20 protein-coding genes are annotated in these 17,324 nt (G+C 31.6%); all 20 read left to right on the plus strand.

Going from position 1 to position 17,324, the window contains the following annotated elements:
- Positions 1 to 118 precede the first annotated feature (118 nt).
- The 20 genes from EDC42_RS07480 (at position 119) to argH (ending at position 17,297) form a co-directional block, all read left to right on the plus strand.
- Positions 119 to 4,057 (plus strand): pseudomurein-binding repeat-containing protein, encoded by a 3,939-nt coding sequence (locus tag EDC42_RS07480; RefSeq protein ID WP_069573225.1) that lies wholly within the window; start codon positions 119 to 121, stop codon positions 4,055 to 4,057.
- A gap of 122 nt (positions 4,058 to 4,179) precedes the next feature.
- A complete protein-coding gene (locus EDC42_RS07485; RefSeq protein WP_069573229.1) occupies positions 4,180 to 4,893 on the plus strand; it encodes a metal-dependent transcriptional regulator in 714 nt (237 codons plus the stop codon).
- 94 nt (positions 4,894 to 4,987) lie between these two features.
- Positions 4,988 to 5,503 carry a tRNA-intron lyase gene (gene endA, locus EDC42_RS07490; RefSeq protein ID WP_069573234.1) on the plus strand — a complete coding sequence of 172 codons (516 nt, stop codon included), beginning with the start codon at positions 4,988 to 4,990 and terminating at the stop codon, positions 5,501 to 5,503.
- A 106-nt stretch (positions 5,504 to 5,609) separates the two neighbouring features.
- Entirely contained in the window at positions 5,610 to 6,698 is a 1,089-nt protein-coding gene (locus tag EDC42_RS07495) for a tryptophan--tRNA ligase (protein ID WP_069573327.1), read from the plus strand.
- A 30-nt stretch (positions 6,699 to 6,728) separates the two neighbouring features.
- Positions 6,729 to 7,925, plus strand: a complete 1,197-nt coding sequence (thrC, locus tag EDC42_RS07500; protein ID WP_069573239.1) for a threonine synthase — start codon at positions 6,729 to 6,731, stop codon at positions 7,923 to 7,925.
- Positions 7,926 to 8,170: 245 nt separating this feature from the next.
- Positions 8,171 to 8,371, plus strand: a complete 201-nt coding sequence (locus tag EDC42_RS07505) for a histone family protein (protein ID WP_069573245.1) — start codon at positions 8,171 to 8,173, stop codon at positions 8,369 to 8,371.
- Between the two features lie 460 nt (positions 8,372 to 8,831).
- Positions 8,832 to 9,200, plus strand: a complete 369-nt coding sequence (gene rpl7ae, locus EDC42_RS07510) for a 50S ribosomal protein L7Ae (protein WP_069573249.1) — start codon at positions 8,832 to 8,834, stop codon at positions 9,198 to 9,200.
- A 29-nt stretch (positions 9,201 to 9,229) separates the two neighbouring features.
- Positions 9,230 to 9,436, plus strand: coding sequence for a 30S ribosomal protein S28e (locus tag EDC42_RS07515; protein ID WP_069573256.1), 207 nt, complete (start codon positions 9,230 to 9,232; stop codon positions 9,434 to 9,436).
- A 14-nt stretch (positions 9,437 to 9,450) separates the two neighbouring features.
- Positions 9,451 to 9,612: a 50S ribosomal protein L24e gene (locus EDC42_RS07520; protein WP_069573264.1), complete on the plus strand. Its 162-nt coding sequence runs from the start codon at positions 9,451 to 9,453 to the stop codon at positions 9,610 to 9,612.
- Positions 9,609 to 10,061 (plus strand): nucleoside-diphosphate kinase, encoded by a 453-nt coding sequence (gene ndk / locus EDC42_RS07525; protein WP_069573270.1) that lies wholly within the window; start codon positions 9,609 to 9,611, stop codon positions 10,059 to 10,061. The genes EDC42_RS07520 and ndk overlap by 4 nt, the downstream gene beginning before the upstream one ends.
- Positions 10,062 to 10,098: 37 nt before the next feature.
- On the plus strand, positions 10,099 to 11,889 hold the full coding sequence (gene infB / locus EDC42_RS07530; RefSeq protein WP_091698844.1) for a translation initiation factor IF-2: 1,791 nt from the start codon (positions 10,099 to 10,101) through the stop codon (positions 11,887 to 11,889).
- A gap of 38 nt (positions 11,890 to 11,927) precedes the next feature.
- Positions 11,928 to 12,311: a 30S ribosomal protein S6e gene (locus EDC42_RS07535; RefSeq protein WP_069575399.1), complete on the plus strand. Its 384-nt coding sequence runs from the start codon at positions 11,928 to 11,930 to the stop codon at positions 12,309 to 12,311.
- 62 nt (positions 12,312 to 12,373) lie between these two features.
- Positions 12,374 to 13,588, plus strand: a complete 1,215-nt coding sequence (locus tag EDC42_RS07540) for a translation initiation factor IF-2 subunit gamma (RefSeq protein WP_069575400.1) — start codon at positions 12,374 to 12,376, stop codon at positions 13,586 to 13,588.
- A gap of 10 nt (positions 13,589 to 13,598) precedes the next feature.
- Entirely contained in the window at positions 13,599 to 13,991 is a 393-nt protein-coding gene (locus EDC42_RS07545) for a type II toxin-antitoxin system VapC family toxin (protein ID WP_069575409.1), read from the plus strand.
- 36 nt (positions 13,992 to 14,027) lie between these two features.
- Positions 14,028 to 14,612, plus strand: a complete 585-nt coding sequence (locus EDC42_RS07550) for a DNA-directed RNA polymerase (protein ID WP_069575401.1) — start codon at positions 14,028 to 14,030, stop codon at positions 14,610 to 14,612.
- A complete protein-coding gene (gene spt4 / locus EDC42_RS07555; protein ID WP_069575402.1) occupies positions 14,609 to 14,785 on the plus strand; it encodes a transcription elongation factor subunit Spt4 in 177 nt (58 codons plus the stop codon). The genes EDC42_RS07550 and spt4 overlap by 4 nt, the downstream gene beginning before the upstream one ends.
- A gap of 10 nt (positions 14,786 to 14,795) precedes the next feature.
- On the plus strand, positions 14,796 to 15,302 hold the full coding sequence (locus EDC42_RS07560; RefSeq protein ID WP_083234890.1) for a GTP-dependent dephospho-CoA kinase family protein: 507 nt from the start codon (positions 14,796 to 14,798) through the stop codon (positions 15,300 to 15,302).
- 18 nt (positions 15,303 to 15,320) lie between these two features.
- Positions 15,321 to 15,635, plus strand: a complete 315-nt coding sequence (locus tag EDC42_RS07565) for a 30S ribosomal protein S24e (RefSeq protein WP_069575403.1) — start codon at positions 15,321 to 15,323, stop codon at positions 15,633 to 15,635.
- 9 nt (positions 15,636 to 15,644) lie between these two features.
- Entirely contained in the window at positions 15,645 to 15,797 is a 153-nt protein-coding gene (locus EDC42_RS07570) for a 30S ribosomal protein S27ae (protein WP_069575404.1), read from the plus strand.
- A gap of 78 nt (positions 15,798 to 15,875) precedes the next feature.
- Complete coding sequence (gene argH / locus EDC42_RS07575; RefSeq protein WP_255360582.1) at positions 15,876 to 17,297, plus strand: argininosuccinate lyase; 1,422 nt, start codon at positions 15,876 to 15,878, stop codon at positions 17,295 to 17,297.
- Positions 17,298 to 17,324 lie beyond the last annotated feature (27 nt).

A 17,324-nucleotide genomic window follows, 5' to 3' on the forward strand; every position in this document is an offset into this window, starting at 1 on the left:
CATTTAAGTTGATTTAGGAAATAAAAAGGTTTATATAAGATATTTGCATATACATATTGTTGAAGTGAGACAATAGTCTCATGGATGACTTTAAAAATTGTTATGGAGGTAAAATATTTTGAACAAACAATTATTACTCACTTTTCTTTTTGTACTTGCAGTGATATTATCTGTTAGTGCAATTTCAGCTAGTGATGTAAATGTTACAGATTCTTACACAACAAGTGTAGCGGATGGCGCATCAAATGTCTCAGTTCCTATTGAAAATTCTGATGATTCATCAGTACTTTCTCTATCAAGCGAATCAGATGTTGGCAATGTATCATCTAAGAATTCTGAATCTGTAAAATCAAATACTTTATCAACTAACTCGGATACTAACTCTTTAAGTAATAGGGGAAATGATGTTTTAGAAGTGAATAATACCGCTTCTCCAACTATTAATGCATCTGAAACTATTGCTTCAAAAGATATTACTAAGTATTATAAAGGAAGCACAGGTTATACTGCTAAATTTTTAGATATGCATGGTAATCCATTAAACGGGTCAGATGTTAAAATTACTGTTAATGGTGTTACTTATACTAAAAAAACTAATAGTGTAGGTGTTGCTTCTTTAGCGATTAATCTTAAACCCGGAACTTACAAAATAGTTTCAGAAAATCTCATTACAGGTTATAAATTAACCAATACTATTAAAGTATTGTCAACCATTAATGCAAATGACGTTACTAAAGTTTATACTGACGGAAAGAAGTTTTATGCAACCTTTTTGAAAAGTAATGGTAAAGCTTTAGCTAATGCATATATCAAGTTTAAGATTAATGGAAAAACATACTCTAAGAAAACTAATAGCAAGGGTGTTGCTAGTCTATCAATGACTAACCTTAAAAAAGGTACTTATAAAATGGTCTCTTATAATAAGGATGGTCTAACTAAAACTAATACTGTTAAAGTTGTTTCTAAGACTAGTTCAAAGCTTAATACCAATGCCTATACTTTCCTTAAAAGCGATAGTAAAAATATTAAAGTTACTTTACTTAACGGTTTAGGATATGCACCAGGTTCAGGTAAAATAATCAAGTTCACCGTAAATGGTAAAACTTATTCTGCTAAAACCAACAGTAAAGGTGTAGCTTCACTTAAATTACCTTATTTAAAAGCAGGTACTTATACAGTAAAATACAAGTTTTCTGGAAATACATTTTATACTGCATCTAGTGCATCTAATAAATTATATATTCTTCCAAGTAAAACTGCTACTTTCACTGTGAAAAGCACAACAACTTTTGGTAAAGGTGCTAATACTCCTTTCAAGGTTGCTTTAACTTCAGGTAGTGTTCCTTTAGTAAAAAAAACTATTACTTTAACTGTAAATGGAAAGTCATATGATAAAACTACTGATAGTAATGGAATCGTTTCAATACCTATTGATTTACAAAATGGCAAATATACAGTAACCTATAAATTCAATGGTGATTCTAAAGTAAATGCTAAAACCGGATCTTCTTCAATTATAGTTAAGGAAAGAACTTCCACTAAAGTTACTTGGAAAAGTGGAACATCTTTCTATCAGGGTGCTCAGTCTTATAAAGTTTTATTGCAGGATTCTAATGGTAAAGCTTTAGCAAGTAAAGTTGTTAAATTAACTGTAAATGGTAAGACTTATTCAGCAACAACTTCATCAAATGGATATGCTACATTTAATGTAAATTTAGCTCCTGGAAATTACTCAATTTCACTAAAATATCCTGGAGATAATTCTTATGCTCCAAGCAATGGAAATGTAAAAGTCAGTGTTGAGAAAAAAGAAAATACAGGATATGGGTATTGGGTTTATGGTGAAGACATGAGCAATGTTGACCTTAAATCATTAGCTTCCAAAGGAACTAGCGATTTATTCTTAAACTTTAAAGCAATTGAGCTTCATGGTCAATCTAAAGTTGAATCATGGATTGCTAGCGCTAATAAGTTAGGAATGAGAGTTCATATTTGGATGCAAATATTCTATGAAGGTGGAAAATGGGTCAATCCTGTTAAAAATGGAAAACCATATGAGGCATTTTTTGAGAAAAAAATAACTGAAGCTCAAGGATATGCAAAAATCAAAGGTGTGGCAGGTATACACTTTGATTATTTAAGATATTCAGGTAATGGTGAAAGTGCTGCTCATAAAACTCCTGGTGGTGCTGCAGCAATAAGTCAATTCGTTGAGGATGCTACTGAAGCTATTCATAATATTGATTCTAATATTATCGTTTCAGCTGCATTGATGCCTGAAACTACCAGTATTTTAAAATACTATGGTCAGGATTACTCGGTAATTAGTAAATACTTAGATGTAGTTATTCCAATGATTTATAAAGGAAATTATGGTAAAACTTCAGCTTGGATTACTACAACTACAAAATGGTTTGTAGATAATTCTAATGGTGCTCAAGTATGGGCAGGCTTACAGGGATATAAATCTGATAGTAATGTTACTAAATTGTCTGCTTCCACAATCAAAACTGATGCACAGGCTGCATTAGATGGTAAAGCTCCAGGTGTAATTATATTTAGATGGGGTGTAACTAACTTTGTAGATTTCAGTTCATTATCTGACAAATCCACATCCCCAAGTACTACTGGATCCGTAACTATTGCAGATATAATTGCAGCAGCAAATAATTTGAAAAATGTTATTAATTCAAAGAATACAATCCCTGCAACAGTTAGCGTTGGTGGGTCAAGTTATTCAACTGCTCAGTTTTTATACATGATGACCGAAGCTGTTAAGAAGATTAATGGTGGTAAAACTTCATCACAAATATTGCCTATATCTGTTGGAGTTCCAACAAATCCATCTGGTTCATTTAAATCAGGTAATATCGCATCCAGCGAATATGTGAATATGGCAATCAGTATTAATAGTTTCATTATGGAAAATGGTAGAGCTCCGAATTTCGCTTCATCATCTTCATTAGGCACTATTGATTATGATTCTTTAGTTGAAATGTTTGCTGATATTTTAACAGACTATAAAGATAATAATAAATTGCCAACTTCTGTAAAAGTGGACAATGGTACAAAATCCGAAGTCATAACTGCCAAAACAATATCCATCAAGGATATCGTTACTGGTGCGACTAATTTGAAAAAATATTATAATGATTATAAGAAGTTGCCTTCCACTGTTACTGCAGGTAAAATTACATTCAAATTATCTGAATTTGTTTACTTGATGAGTAAAGCTATTAATCAAATCGGAAAATCTAATACAAAGGCAATTACTATAATCACTGGTATAGGTAATCCAACAAATCCTTCTGGAGATAATATTAATTCAAAATATTTATCAAAATCAGAGTATCTTAAAGTTGCATTAAATGTGACTAATTATATAAATAAAAATAAAGTAGCTCCTAATTATGTTTCATCCAGTCTTGGTAAAATTATCTACTCTGAATATGTCGATGCATTTTCACGTATCCTGGCATTTTATGGTAATGAAAATCGTTTACCAAATACAGTAACTATTAGTTATTCATCAGGATCCGGATCAAATTCTGGAACTGGTGCAACTGGAACTGGTTTAAATGAAGCACTTAAAAATGGTACTGAGTTGTCACAATATCTTAAAGCTACTAAAAATTGTCAGGTAGACAATTCTAAGATTAAAGATATTGTTAACAAAGTGACTAAAGGTTTAACATCTGTTAAAGATAAAGCTACTGCAATTTATAATTATGTAAGAGACAATTTGGATTATAGTTTCTATTACAATACTAAATATGGTGCTGTAGGTGCTTTAAATGCTAAAAAAGGAAATTGTGTCGATCATTCACACTTGTTAGTCGCCATGTTTAGAACTGCTGATATTCATGCCAGGTATGTTCACGGTAAATGTACATTTTCCAGTGGAAGTACTTATGGTCACGTATGGGTTCAGGTGTTAGTTGATAAGAAATGGACAGTTGCAGATGCAACAAGTTCAAGAAATTCTCTTGGAAAAGTAGCAAATTGGAATACTAATAAATTTTCATTTAATAATTATTATTCTGAACTTGGTTTCTAATTTCTACTTCTTTTTTATTTTTTATTTGCAATTTTAATTTTACACTTATTTTTAGGTATACAAAAACTTTTTTATACTTTAAGCCATAAATATAAAATCAATTATTAAGGTAGGTGAAAACTATGGCTAACGGTAAAATTAGTGAAAATATTGAAGAATACCTTGAAGTTCTTTATTGCAATGGAAGTAATGGGGAACAGGTTTCTACCACTAAATTATCTGATGAATTAGGTATTGCACCTGGAAGCGTAACTCAAATGCTTAAAAAATTAGAAAAATTAGGATATATTGATTATACTCCATATAAAGGAGCTACTTTGACTCATGAAGGCATGAAAATAGCTAGAAAAATTACAAGAAAACATAGAATTTTAGAAAAATTCTTGTTGGATGTTTTAAAAGTTAAAGAAGAAAATATCCATGAACAGGCTTGTGAAATGGAACATGCTTTATCAGATGAAGCGGAAAGAGCTTTATGTAATATGTTACAACATCCTGATGTATCTCCTGATGATAATGTTATTCCTGCTTGTAATTTTAATTTTGAAAGTTGCAGTCAATGTTTTTCTCAGAAAGATTTTGATCAAATTATCAATAGGGAATTCAACTTATTGTCTATTTCAGAATTAACCTCTGATACTGAAGGAACTATTTCATTCATTCGTGGAAATACCGACCTTTTGGACAGTATTGCAGATTTGAACATTAAAGTTGGATGCCAGTTAAATTATGCAATTAATGATAATAAGGATGAAGATTCTTATTTGGTTTTCATTGATGATGAAGAGTTTAATATTCCTAAAGAAATGGCTAATAATATTTTTATTAGAATTTAACTTTTCTTTTTCTTTTTTTACAAACAAAGATATATATAATATTTTGTTCAAAATAATACCATTAATATAATTTATTTCTTTTTATGGTGTTTTAATGCGTGGTAGTTTATCAAATGATATTGTATCTATTAAGATTGAAGAGGGAAGCAAAAAACCAATAGCTTTACATGAAAAAAGTCTTTTTGGTAAAATTGAAGCTGATTCATTAAATCTTTCTTTAATTGAAGCTTGTTATTTGTTGGAAAAAGGTCGTTTAAATATTTATGAAGATGATTTCGAATGTAGTGTTGGTTACATCATTGATCTTTTAAAAGAACAAGATTTATTTGGAAAATATGTTGTTTACCGTGATTTAAAAGACCGTGGTTTTGTAATTAAAACTGGTTTTAAATATGGATCTGAATTTAGATTGTATAATCGTGGAAGAGGTCCGGGTCAGGGACATTCTGATTATTTAGTTAAGATTATTTTTGAAAATTATGAAATTAATGCTCTTGACTTTGCAAGCTATGTTAGAGTTTCACATGGAGTTAACAAAAAACTACTGTTGGCTATTGTGGATGATGATTTTGATATTACTTACTATAATATTGAATGGACTAGACCTTAATTAAATCAAAGAAGTTTATTGTATTTTTATAATTTAATATGTTTATTATTATAATTTTTAATCATAAATGTAATTTAATGTGAGTGTTGGTGATAATATGGGGAATTTGATAGATCCATGGGCATCATTTAGTTTAGATTATGATAAGTTAGTTAATCAATTCGGTATTGGTAAATTTTCAGATATTATAAATGAAATTAAAAATCCTCAAAGATTAATGAAAAGAGGAGTGATATTTGGACATAGGGAATTCAGTGAAATTAATAATTTAATCAATCAAAATAAAGATTTTGCTGTTGTAACTGGTATGATGCCAAGCGGTCAAATGCATATTGGTCATAAAATGGTTGTTGACCAATTAAAATGGTATCAGGAAAAAGGAGCAATGCTGTCTCTTCCTATTGCAGATTTGGAATCTTATGCGGCTCGCGGAATGAGTTTTGAAAAAGGTCGTGAAATTGCAGTAAATGAATATTTAACAAACTGGATAGCACTAGGGCTTGATTTGGAAAAAGATAATGTAAATGTATATTTGCAATCTCAAAATAAAGCACTTCAAGATTTGGCTTTCATGGCATCCAGTAAAACTAATTTCAATCAACTCAAGTCAATATATGGATTCACACCTTCTACAAATATTGCCCACATTCAAGCACCATTGGTTCAGGTTGCAGACATATTACTTCCACAAATTGAAGAGTTCGGAGGTCCGAAAAAGGTTGTAGTCCCGGTTGGAATAGACCAGGATCCTCATATTAGATTAACAAGGGATATTGCTCAAAAACTTCATGAAGATTTGGGGCTTTTAACTCCGGCATCTACATATCATAGGTTTTTGACAGGTTTGACTGGTGATAAAATGAGTAGTTCCAAACCATCTACAGCAATTTATCTTAATGATGATACAAAAGAGGCTGTTAAAAAAGTCAGATCTGCTAAAACTGGTGGTAGGGAAAGCTTAAAAGAGCAACAGGAATTAGGTGGAGAAGTTGATAAGTGTGTAATTTATGAAATGTTGTTATATCACTTTATTGATGATGATGGTGAACTTGAAAAAATTAGGCATGAATGTTTAAGCGGAACTCTCCGTTGTGGGGACTGTAAAGTTAGGACTGCTGAATTGGTGGAAAAATTCATGGATGAGTTAAAAGAAAAACAGGTTGAGGCTCGTGAAATAGCTAAAACTTTATTATAAAAATATTTTATAAATAATAGATGTGATTTTATGATTAGATGTGTATCTTGTGGAGAAGAATATGGTGATGATGAAGTAATCTACACTTGTGAAAAATGCGGATCCGTACTTGAACTCGTCAACGAAATAGATGTTTCTAAAGACATTTTTGATGGTAGAAAGGATACTTTGTGGAAATTTAAAGAATGCATTCCTGTAGATGAAAACAAAATTGTTTCTCTTGAAGAAGGTGGAACTCCATTCTGTAAATGTGATAAACTGGGAAAAGAACTTGGAGTAAATTTGTATGTTAAAGTAGAAGGTTCTAATCCTACTGGAAGTTTTAAGGACAGAGGAATGACTGTTGGCATGACTAAAGCAATGGAGTTAGGTGTTGATACTGTTGGCTGTGCTTCAACTGGAAATACTTCTGCATCGTTATCTGCTTATGCAGCCCGTGCAGGATTAAGATGTATTGTGTTCTTACCTTCTGGAAAAGTTGCTTTAGGAAAATTAGCTCAAGCAATGTTCCACGGAGCTGAAGTAATGTCTATTGATGGAAACTTCGATGAGGCTCTTGAAGCAATGACTGCTCTTGCATTGGAAAAACATCTTTACTTATTAAATTCAATTAATCCATACAGATTAGAAGGACAAAAAACCATTGGTTATGAGATTGTTCGTGATTTAGGCTGGCAAGCTCCTGACAGGATTATTTTACCAGTTGGCAATGCTGGAAATATTTCTGCAATCTGGAAAGGTGTTTCAGAATTTTATAATGCCGGATTTATTAAAGATTTGCCTATGATGACAGGTATTCAAGCTGAAGGTGCTTGTCCTGTAACTAATGCATTTAAAAAAGGAGATAGAAAAGTGGTACCTGTAGAAAATCCAGAAACTATTGCTACAGCTATACGTATAGGAGCTCCTGTAAGTGATATTAAAGCACTAAATGCAATTTATGATTCAAATGGTTATTCTGAAACTGTAACTGATGAGGAAATCCTTGATGCGCAAAAGTTGCTTGCAAGAACAGAGGGTATTGGTGTTGAACCGGCTTCTGCAGCTTCTATTGCAGGTCTTAAAAAACTTGTTGATGAAGGTGTAGTTGACAAGGGTGAGACAATCACTTGTGTTGTTACTGGACACTTATTGAAGGATCCTAATACTGCTATTGAAGCATGTACCAAACCTACTCAGGTTGATGCTGATATTGACACCTTAAGAAAAATCTTAATGAATAAATAAATTTAGTTAAAGCTTATTTTATTTTTTATTTTTTCTTTTAATTCTTATTTATTCTAATCTAAATTATACTTTTTTTATTTAAGCTATGCTATGAAAAACATTTTTAAATATAATACTGACAATTTTCATGTTATAAAAGTATGACTGTAAATGTTGAAATTATCAAAAATTAACAATAATTTACCAATATATTTATATATAAGCAAATTATAACTATTATTAACAAAATTATGAGGTGTTATATCATGGCTGAATTACCATTCGCTCCTGTAGGAAGAATTTTAAAAAATGCAGGTGCACAAAGAGTAAGTGATGATGCAAAAGTTGCTTTAGCTGAAGCTATTGAAGATTATGGAAATGATATCGCTGCTAAAGCTATAGGTTTTGCTCGTCATGCTGGTAGAAAAACTGTAAAAGCTGAAGATGTAAAATTAGCAATCAAATAGATTTGCTGTGGTCTTTTGATAGTAATTTTTACTATCTCTTTTACATTTTTTCGATTAATAAATTATTATTTTTTTAAAAATTACTTATTTTTGCTTTATTTTAAAAACATTTATATACTATGTAAACATATTTAATAAATGTCTAGTTCTCTAGAATTATTTCATTAATTACTAAATTTTTATTTTTAGTTTTGCTAAAAATTATATGAAATTCAGAAGTATTTGTATTGAAAGTTTAATCCCTCTTATTTTTTTCTCGGGATTATATTTAGTGATATATGAATTGTTCAAGAATTAGTATTATTAAAACTATATTAAATTATTCCATTGAATAATTTGAGTAATTTTTATAGTTAAAAAATAATATAACTATATATAATTACATTATATTATAATTCAAGAATGAATTGTAATATCTGCCGATGGATGGCATAGCCAGATGAAAAAGGAGGTATATTTTATGGCAAACATTTATGTAAAATTTGACACACCTGAAGAATTAGCTAAACAAGCTGAAGAAGCATTAGAAACTGCTTTTACCACTGGTAAAGTAGCAAAAGGAACCAACGAAGTAACTAAATTCATCGAAAGAGGAGATGCAGCATTAGTTGTTATCGCAGAAGATGTTGATCCTGCTGAAATTGTTGCACACATCCCTGTTTTAGCTGATGAAAAAGAAATTCCTTACGTTTACTTACCTACTAAAGAACAAGTTGGTGGAGCTGCTGGATTAACTGTTGGTACTGCATCTGCATGTATTGTGGACGCTGGTGATGCTGAAGCTGCTGTTGCTGAAATCGTAGAAAAAGTTGCTGAATTAAAAGATTAGATTCTTTTAATTGAATTACGGTGATTTACATGGAAGAAGGAACTCCTGCTGAAGTCATTAAAGTTTTAAAAAGAACTGGTATGACTGGTGAGGTAATGCAAATTAAATGCAGAATCCTCGATGGTAGAGATAAAGGAAGAATTTTAACAAGAAACATTATGGGGCCTGTAAGGGAAGGTGACATTTTAATGTTACTTGATACAATTAGAGAAGCTAAGGAAATTAGAACTCCTTAAGAAGGTGTAAGAACATGAGAACTTGTTCATTCTGTGGTAAAGAAATTGAAGAGGGTACAGGTAAAATGTACGTCAAAAGAGATGGCTCAATTTATTTCTTTTGTAGCAGTAAATGTGAAAAAAATATGATTAAACTTGGAAGGGTTCCAAGAAAAGTTAAATGGGTTAAAGAATGATTCAAAAAAGTTTTGTTATGATGAAACCCGACGCTGTTCAAAGACGTCTTATGGGTAAAGTTTTGTCTCGTTTTGAGCAAAAAGGTCTTAAAATTGTTGCTTGTAAACTGATTCAGATTGATGAAGAATTAGCAAAAACTCATTATGGTGAACATGCAGATAAACCATTCTTCCCAGGTTTAGTTGAATACATTACTTCTTCACCATCTTTAGCTATGGTAATTGAAGGAGACGAAGCTATTACCACTATTAGGAAATTAGTTGGTGCAACTAATCCTTTAGAAGCAGATCTTGGAACTATTAGAGGAGATTTTGGTATGGATACTGGAAGAAACATTATTCACGCATCAGATGCTCCTGAATCTGCTGAAAGAGAAATTGCTCTTTTCTTTAATGAAGATGAAATTTGCGATTATCAAATTGTTGATAACGATTTAATTTATGAATAAATTTAGATTTTAAAAATTTATTATCAAAGACGATATTATGAAAATCAGATCCCCGATTGTATCAGTTTTAGGACATGTGGACCATGGTAAGACCACCTTGTTGGATTATATTAGAGGAAGTACCATTGCAGATAAAGAAGCAGGCGGTATTACTCAACATATTGGTGCTACAGAAATTCCAAATGATACTATTGAAGAAATCTGTGGAAATTTCATATCAAGATTAACTATCAAAGATTTAATCCCGGGATTATTCTTTATTGATACTCCTGGCCACGCTGCATTTACTAGTTTAAGAAAACGTGGTGGAGCATTAGCTGATTTAGCAATTTTGATTGTTGATATTAATGATGGATTTAAACCACAAACTTATGAAGCTTTAAATATTCTTAAAATGTATAAGACTCCATTTATTGTTGTTGCTAATAAAATTGATAGAATTTTTGGTTGGGAGACCCATGAAGGAGCTTCTTTTAGTGAATCTTTCAATCAACAAGCTCAAAGTGTTAAACAAGAATTGGATCTTAAACTTTACGAACTTGTTGGTACTCTTCATAAAGAAGGTTTCCAATCTGAAAGATTTGACAGAGTCAGTAATTTTGCTTCACAGATTAGTATTATTCCTATTAGTGCTAGATCAGGTGAAGGTATTATTGAAGTATTAGCAATGCTGCTCGGACTCGCTCAAGAATATTTAACTGAACAATTAGAAATTAATGAAGATGCTCCTGCTAAAGGTACTATCTTGGAAATTAAAGAGGAAGTAGGATTAGGTCTTACTGTTGACAGTATTATTTATGATGGTGTTCTACGAACTAATGATGAAATTGCTTTAATCAATTCTTCAAATGAAGTTGTAACTACTAAAATTAGGTCTATTTTAAGACCACTTCCGCTTGAAGAAATGAGAGATTCTAAAAAGAAATTCAGAAAATTAGATGAAGTTGTTGCAGCTGCAGGTATTAAGATTGCTGCACCAAATTTAGATGATGTTGTTTCAGGTTCACCACTTAGAGTACTAAGTGAGGAAGAAGACGTTGAAGAACAACTCCTGAAAGAAATTGAAGATATTACTATTAACACAGAAGATGAAGGTCTTTTAGTTAAAGCAGATACATTAGGTTCTCTTGAGGCTGTAGTTAAGTTGTTAAGAGATTTAAATATACCTATTCGTGAAGCAGACATTGGTGATGTAAGTCGTAGGGATATTATTAACTCTAAAATTGCATTAAATGAAAATGAAGCGCATGGTGCCATAATTGCTTTTAATGTGGATGTTCACCCTAACTCTTTAGATGATTTAAGCAACTCTGATGTTAAACTTTTCAAAGGAGATGTTATATATCAAATCATTGAGGACTATCAGGAATGGACTGATGAAATTGAAAGAGCTAAAAAGAAAGCATTTTATGATGCTATAGTTAAACCTGCAAAATTTGTTGCATTACCTAAATTAGTTTTCCGTCAAAGTAAACCGGCAATTATTGGAATCGAATCACTTAGCGGTACAGTTAAACAAGGTCAAGTTTTAATTAACAAAAATGGAGAATATGTTGGTGTAATAGCCAGTATGGAAGATAAAGGTGAAACATTGCCTTCTATTCCTAGAGGTCAAAGGGTGGCTATGGCTATTAAAGATGCTATTGTTGGAAAACATTTCGATGAAGGTGATGAATTATATATTGATGTTTCTGAGAAACATTATAAATTCATTGAAAGAGAATTCAAGGATAAATTAACTGAAGATGAATTTGAAACTCTTTATGAACTCGTAGAGATTAAACGTAAAAAAGATCCTGATTGGGGTAAATTCGGTCTTTTTGAATAATAAATTAATTATATAAAAAAATAAAGGAGGAAAATACCATGGCATTCAAAGTTGTTGTATCTCAAGGTGCTGAAACTCATCAAATTGAAGTAGATGAAACTAAAGCTTTTAATGGTTTAACTATCGGTGAAGAATTTGATGGCGGACTTGTCGGTTTAGATGGTTATACTTTAAAAGTAACCGGTGGTAGTGATAAAAACGGTTTCACTATGAAAAAAGATGTTACTGGTACTAGAAGAATCAAAAGTTTATTAACTGGCGGTATCGGTTATCATCCTAAAGCTGACGGTGTTAAAAGAAGAAAAACTGTTAGAGGAAACACTATTGCTGAAGATATTGTACAAATCAACACTGTAGTTACTCAAGCTGGAAATAAATCAATAGCTGATATTATTGGTGCTGGTGAAGAAGAGGAAGAATAGTTACACTATTTTTCTTATTTTACTTTTAAGTCGAATTAAAATTATAAAAAAGGTGGTTATCTGTGAACGTACAATCAGATGTTAACATAGGTTTAGTTGGTCATGTAGATCATGGTAAAACCACTCTTACAAAAGCATTGTCAGGAATCTGGACTGATACTCATAGTGAGGAAACAAAAAGAGGTATTTCTATCCGTTTAGGATATGCAGATATTGAATTTAGGAAATGTCCAGAATGTGGTGAACCTGAATGTTACACTACTGATGATAAATGTCCGATTTGTGGGAGTGAAACAGAATTAATTAGAAAAGTGTCATTTGTTGATGCTCCAGGTCACGAAACTCTTATGGCAACTATGTTATCTGGTGCTGCAATTATGGATGGTGCAGTATTAGTTATTGCTGCAAATGAAACTTGTCCACAACCACAAACTAAAGAACATCTCATGGCGCTTGATGTCATCGGTGTAAAAGATGTTATTGTAGTTCAAAATAAAATTGATATTGTTTCAAAAGAAAGGGCTATTGAAAGTTATAATGAAATTAAGGAATTTGTTAAAGGTACTTGTGCGGAAGATGCTTTGATTATCCCTGTTTCTGCTCAACAAGGAGCTAATGTAGATATTTTGATTGAAGCAATGCTTAAACAAATTCAACCTCCTGAAAGGAATGTTGATGACACTGCATTAATGCATGTAGCAAGATCATTTGATATTAATAAACCTGGTTCAGGTGCTGATAAAATTAAAGGCGGGGTTATTGGAGGCACTTTGATTCAAGGTAAATTCAAACTTGGCGATACTATTGAAATCAGACCGGGCCCTACTAATGATGGTAAGAGGATGACTTTAACATCAGAGATTATTGGTCTTGAAGCTAATGGTGAACAAGTTGAAGAAATTGGTCCTGGAGGGCTTGTTGGTATTGCAACTAAATTAGATCCATCTTTAACTAAATCAGATTCACTATCCGGTACAGTTGCTGGTGAAGAAGGTACTTTACCTGATGTATTAGATAGTTTCAAAATGGATGCTAATTTACTTGATCGTGTTGTCGGTACTAAAGAAGAACGTGATGTTGCTCCGATTAAACTTAAAGAACCTTTAATGATTAATTGCGGTACTACAACAACAATCGGTGTTGTAACATCTACTAAGAAAAACGATGTTGAAGTAACACTAAAGTTACCTGTGTGTGCAAGTCCGGGTGATAGAGTAGCTTTAAGTCGTAGAGTTGGAGCCCGTTGGAGATTAATTGGTTACGGTATTATTAAATAGAGGGAAAATAATGAACTCTAAAGAAGTTGTAATTGATACCAATTTTTTTATGGTTCCTTTTCAGTTCAATGTTGATATCATCACTGAACTTGAAAAATTATTACCTTCTTATAATTTGACTACTCCAAGCTTTGTTATCAATGAATTGAAGGGTTTGAAAAGAAATAAAAATGCAAAAACAAGGTTAAATGCAAATTTAGCTTTAAAATTAGCTAATTCTTCAAAAGTTGAAATAAAGGATATTTCATTGCTTGAAAATGAAACTGTGGATGATGCGTTACTTAGAGTTTCAGAAGTTTTAGCTACGAATGATATTGAACTGAAAAATCGTGCAAAGGACAAAGGTATAACCGTTGCATATTTAAGACAAAAAAAATATATTGCTGTTGATGGCAAAATATAATATTAATTAAACTTATTAATAAAATGAGGGATTATTTTGTATTATAGAACAAAAATTAAGGATACTGTAAGAATTCCACCTTACAAGTTTGAAAGTCCTATTAATGAAGTCGCTATTGAAACTTTAAACGAACAGTATGCTGGTCGTTTAGATAAAAAATTAGGTTTACTCATTTGTGTTAATGATATTCTTGAAATTGGTGAAGGTAAACTCATTATTGGTGATGGAGCTACATACCATAATGTTGTTTTCGAAGCAATTTTCTTTAAACCTGAACAACATGAAATTTTCGATGGTGAAGTAATTGATATTGTTGATTATGGAGCTTTTGTGAGAATCGGATCTATGGATGGTTTAATCCATGTTTCCCAAGTAACTGATGATTATATTACTTATGATGCTAAAAGAGGTGCTTTACTTGCAAAAGAATCTAACAAAGTTTTAGAAGAAGGGGACTTAGTTAGGGCTAGAGCAGTTAGTGTTTCTATTAAAGATGAATCAAATAATAACATTGAAAATAGTAGGAATTCTAAGATTCCTCTCACAATGAGACAAACTAATCTGGGCAGATTTGAATGGATTGAAGAAGCAAAACAAAAAAGTAAGAAGGTTAAAGAATGAAAGCTTGTACTGTTTGTAAAATGATTTCAAATAAAGATCATTGTCCTAATTGTGGAAATCCAACTTCTGACAATTGGAGCGGTCTTTTGATTATAACTGATCCTGAAGAATCCAATGTAGCTCGTGAATTGAATATTACTGTTGCGGGCGAATACTGTTTAAGAGTAAGATAGAGGTTTTATTGTGTTACGTTTGGATACAGAAAATAAAGATATAATGTCTGAGCTCAAAAGGCCTTTAGGTAAATTATATCCTAACTTTGAAGATGCAATTGATGAAATTAAATCTTCTGAGTTTTTAATTTCTGTTGGTGATGCAACATTCGGTAATCTTACTAAATATGAATTATACCCGAATATTGGTATAATTGATAATGTAATTCAAAGAAAAAATCATACTCATGAAATTATACGTGCAGAACATATTTTGAAAGCTGAAAATCCCGCTGGAACTATTACTGATGATCTATGGGAAACCATAGGACACGCTCTTGAATTATCTAACTCTGGCGAATGTTATGTAATTGAAGTAGCAGGGGAAGAAGATCTTGCTGTTCTTCCTTGCATCATAATGGCAAATCCGGAAACTACCATTTTATATGGTCAGCCAAATGAAGGTTTAGTGCTTTTAAAAGTTTCTGATTTAAAAAATAAAGCTAAAAAACTTATTGACGGATTTATCAAAGAATAAATTAATTGAGGTTTTATTATGGAAATCGAATTTATCGAAGAAAAAGAAAATAAATTATTTAACAGAAAAGAAATTAAATTCTATGTTGATTATGATGGTGAAGCAACTCCTAAAATCTTAGATATTAAATCTAAATTAGTTGCTTTGTTAAACACTAAAAAAGATTTAATTGTAGTTGATAATGTACAGCCTCACTACGGTGAACCTAAAGCATTAGGATATGCTAAAGTTTACGCAACTGTAGATGACTTAAAATACATTGAAACTAATCACGTATTAGCTAAAAACGAAGAACCTGAAGAAGCTGCAGAAGAAGCAGAAGATGAAGAATAGGTGGTTTTAATGGTAAAAAAATCTGATCTGTATAAAGTAGATGGCGACAAAATTGAAAGAAAAAATCCAATTTGTCCTCGTTGTGGTGAAGGTGTATTCATGGCTGATCATGGTGACAGATTCGCTTGTGGTAAATGCGGATACACTGAAATGAAAAAATAAGATTTTTATAATCTTTATTTTCTTTTTTTATTTATTTTTATTTATAATTTATTTTAATCATTTTTAGAAGGGATTCTTTTGGATAATATTAGAAATGGTCGTTTTAAAACTGGAATGACTGATGAAGCTGCAATTTACACTTCATCACTTGAAGCGGATAAACTTCTTTTTGAAGCTGATATTAAAACTAATTTTGCTCATACTTCAATGTTAAAACATGAAGGGATTGTTGATGAAGAAATTGCGGATAAAATTTTATGTGCTCTTGATTCTCTTAAAGAAGAAGGTTATGATGCATTAGTATTCGACCCTTCTGTTGAAGATGTGCACATGGCTATTGAGAACTATGTTACTTCTAAAATCGGCCCTGATGCTGGTTTTATGCATACTGCCAAATCACGTAATGATCAAGTGGCTTGTGATGTTAGATTAGTTTTAAGAGAAGAAATTATCAACATTCAAGTTGGTATTTTAGAATTTATGGAAGGCCTTGTTGAAATGGCCGGTGAACATTTGGAGGATGTCTTCATTGGTTTTACTCATTTGCAACATGCCCAACCAATCACTATTGCCCATCATTTAATGGCTCATGTACAGGCTCTTAAAAGAGATTATGAACGTTTAAATGACACTTATAAACGTGTTAATTTAAATCCATTAGGTTCTGCAGCAATGGCAACTACGAGTTTTCCAATTAATAGGCAATTAACAACTGATTTGCTTGGCTTTGATGCATATTTGGAAAATTCAATGGATGGAGTTTCCACAAGAGATTTCATTGCTGAGAGTGTTTTTGACTTGGTATCTTTATGCACTACATTATCTAAAATCTGTGAAGAGTTAGTTTTATGGAGCACCTATGAATTTGGCGTTATTGAAATGGCAGATGAGTATTCATCAACTTCTTCTATTATGCCTCAAAAGAAAAATCCTGATGTTGCTGAACTTGCAAGAGGTAAATGCGCAATTGTCAACGGTGAATTGGTTACTATTTTAACTATTCTTAAAGCAATTGCATACACTTATAATAGAGATTTACAAGAAATTACTCCGCACCTATGGAATTCTTTAAAAGTAACTAAAGACACTTTATCTATTGTGACTAAAATGTTGTTGTCTGTTGAATTTAAAACTGAAAGATGTGCTGAACTTGCAGGTAAAAATTTTGCAACTGCAACTGATTTGGCAGATATTATGGTTCGTGAAAAACAAATTCCATTTAGGACTGCTCATAAAATCGTTGGAAGAATTGTTAATGAAGCAACAACTAAAAACATGGTGGAAGAGGACATCACTTCTAAATTCATTGATGATATTTCAGCTGAATTAGGTTTTGACAAATTAAACTTGGCTGATGATTTAATTCAAAGAGCTTTAAATCCTGTTGAAAATGTAAGAATTAGATCTGTTCCTGGTGGACCCGCACCTGAAATGGTTGAAATTGCACGTGAAAACATTAAAGAATTTTTAAATGCTGAATTTGAAAAACATGGAATTTAATTAAATTCCTATATTTTTAAGAAAATA

It is taken from the genome of Methanobrevibacter gottschalkii DSM 11977 (assembly GCF_003814835.1).
Taxonomy (GTDB): Archaea; Methanobacteriota; Methanobacteria; order Methanobacteriales; family Methanobacteriaceae; genus Methanocatella; species Methanocatella gottschalkii.

What these genes read in the sequence shown, in the direction of transcription:
- EDC42_RS07515 (WP_069573256.1), top strand. Translation starts at nt 9,230, where the DNA reads ATGGAAGAAGGAACTCCTGCTGAAGTCATTAAAGTTTTAAAAAGAACT.
- EDC42_RS07565 (WP_069575403.1), top strand. Translation starts at nt 15,321, where the DNA reads ATGGAAATCGAATTTATCGAAGAAAAAGAAAATAAATTATTTAACAGA.
- EDC42_RS07505 (WP_069573245.1), top strand. Translation starts at nt 8,171, where the DNA reads ATGGCTGAATTACCATTCGCTCCTGTAGGAAGAATTTTAAAAAATGCA.
- EDC42_RS07545 (WP_069575409.1), top strand. Translation starts at nt 13,599, where the DNA reads ATGAACTCTAAAGAAGTTGTAATTGATACCAATTTTTTTATGGTTCCT.
- thrC (WP_069573239.1), top strand. Translation starts at nt 6,729, where the DNA reads ATGATTAGATGTGTATCTTGTGGAGAAGAATATGGTGATGATGAAGTA.
- EDC42_RS07570 (WP_069575404.1), top strand. Translation starts at nt 15,645, where the DNA reads ATGGTAAAAAAATCTGATCTGTATAAAGTAGATGGCGACAAAATTGAA.
- ndk (WP_069573270.1), top strand. Translation starts at nt 9,609, where the DNA reads ATGATTCAAAAAAGTTTTGTTATGATGAAACCCGACGCTGTTCAAAGA.
- rpl7ae (WP_069573249.1), top strand. Translation starts at nt 8,832, where the DNA reads ATGGCAAACATTTATGTAAAATTTGACACACCTGAAGAATTAGCTAAA.
- infB (WP_091698844.1), top strand. Translation starts at nt 10,099, where the DNA reads ATGAAAATCAGATCCCCGATTGTATCAGTTTTAGGACATGTGGACCAT.
- EDC42_RS07535 (WP_069575399.1), top strand. Translation starts at nt 11,928, where the DNA reads ATGGCATTCAAAGTTGTTGTATCTCAAGGTGCTGAAACTCATCAAATT.
- EDC42_RS07485 (WP_069573229.1), top strand. Translation starts at nt 4,180, where the DNA reads ATGGCTAACGGTAAAATTAGTGAAAATATTGAAGAATACCTTGAAGTT.
- spt4 (WP_069575402.1), top strand. Translation starts at nt 14,609, where the DNA reads ATGAAAGCTTGTACTGTTTGTAAAATGATTTCAAATAAAGATCATTGT.
- EDC42_RS07520 (WP_069573264.1), top strand. Translation starts at nt 9,451, where the DNA reads ATGAGAACTTGTTCATTCTGTGGTAAAGAAATTGAAGAGGGTACAGGT.
- endA (WP_069573234.1), top strand. Translation starts at nt 4,988, where the DNA reads ATGCGTGGTAGTTTATCAAATGATATTGTATCTATTAAGATTGAAGAG.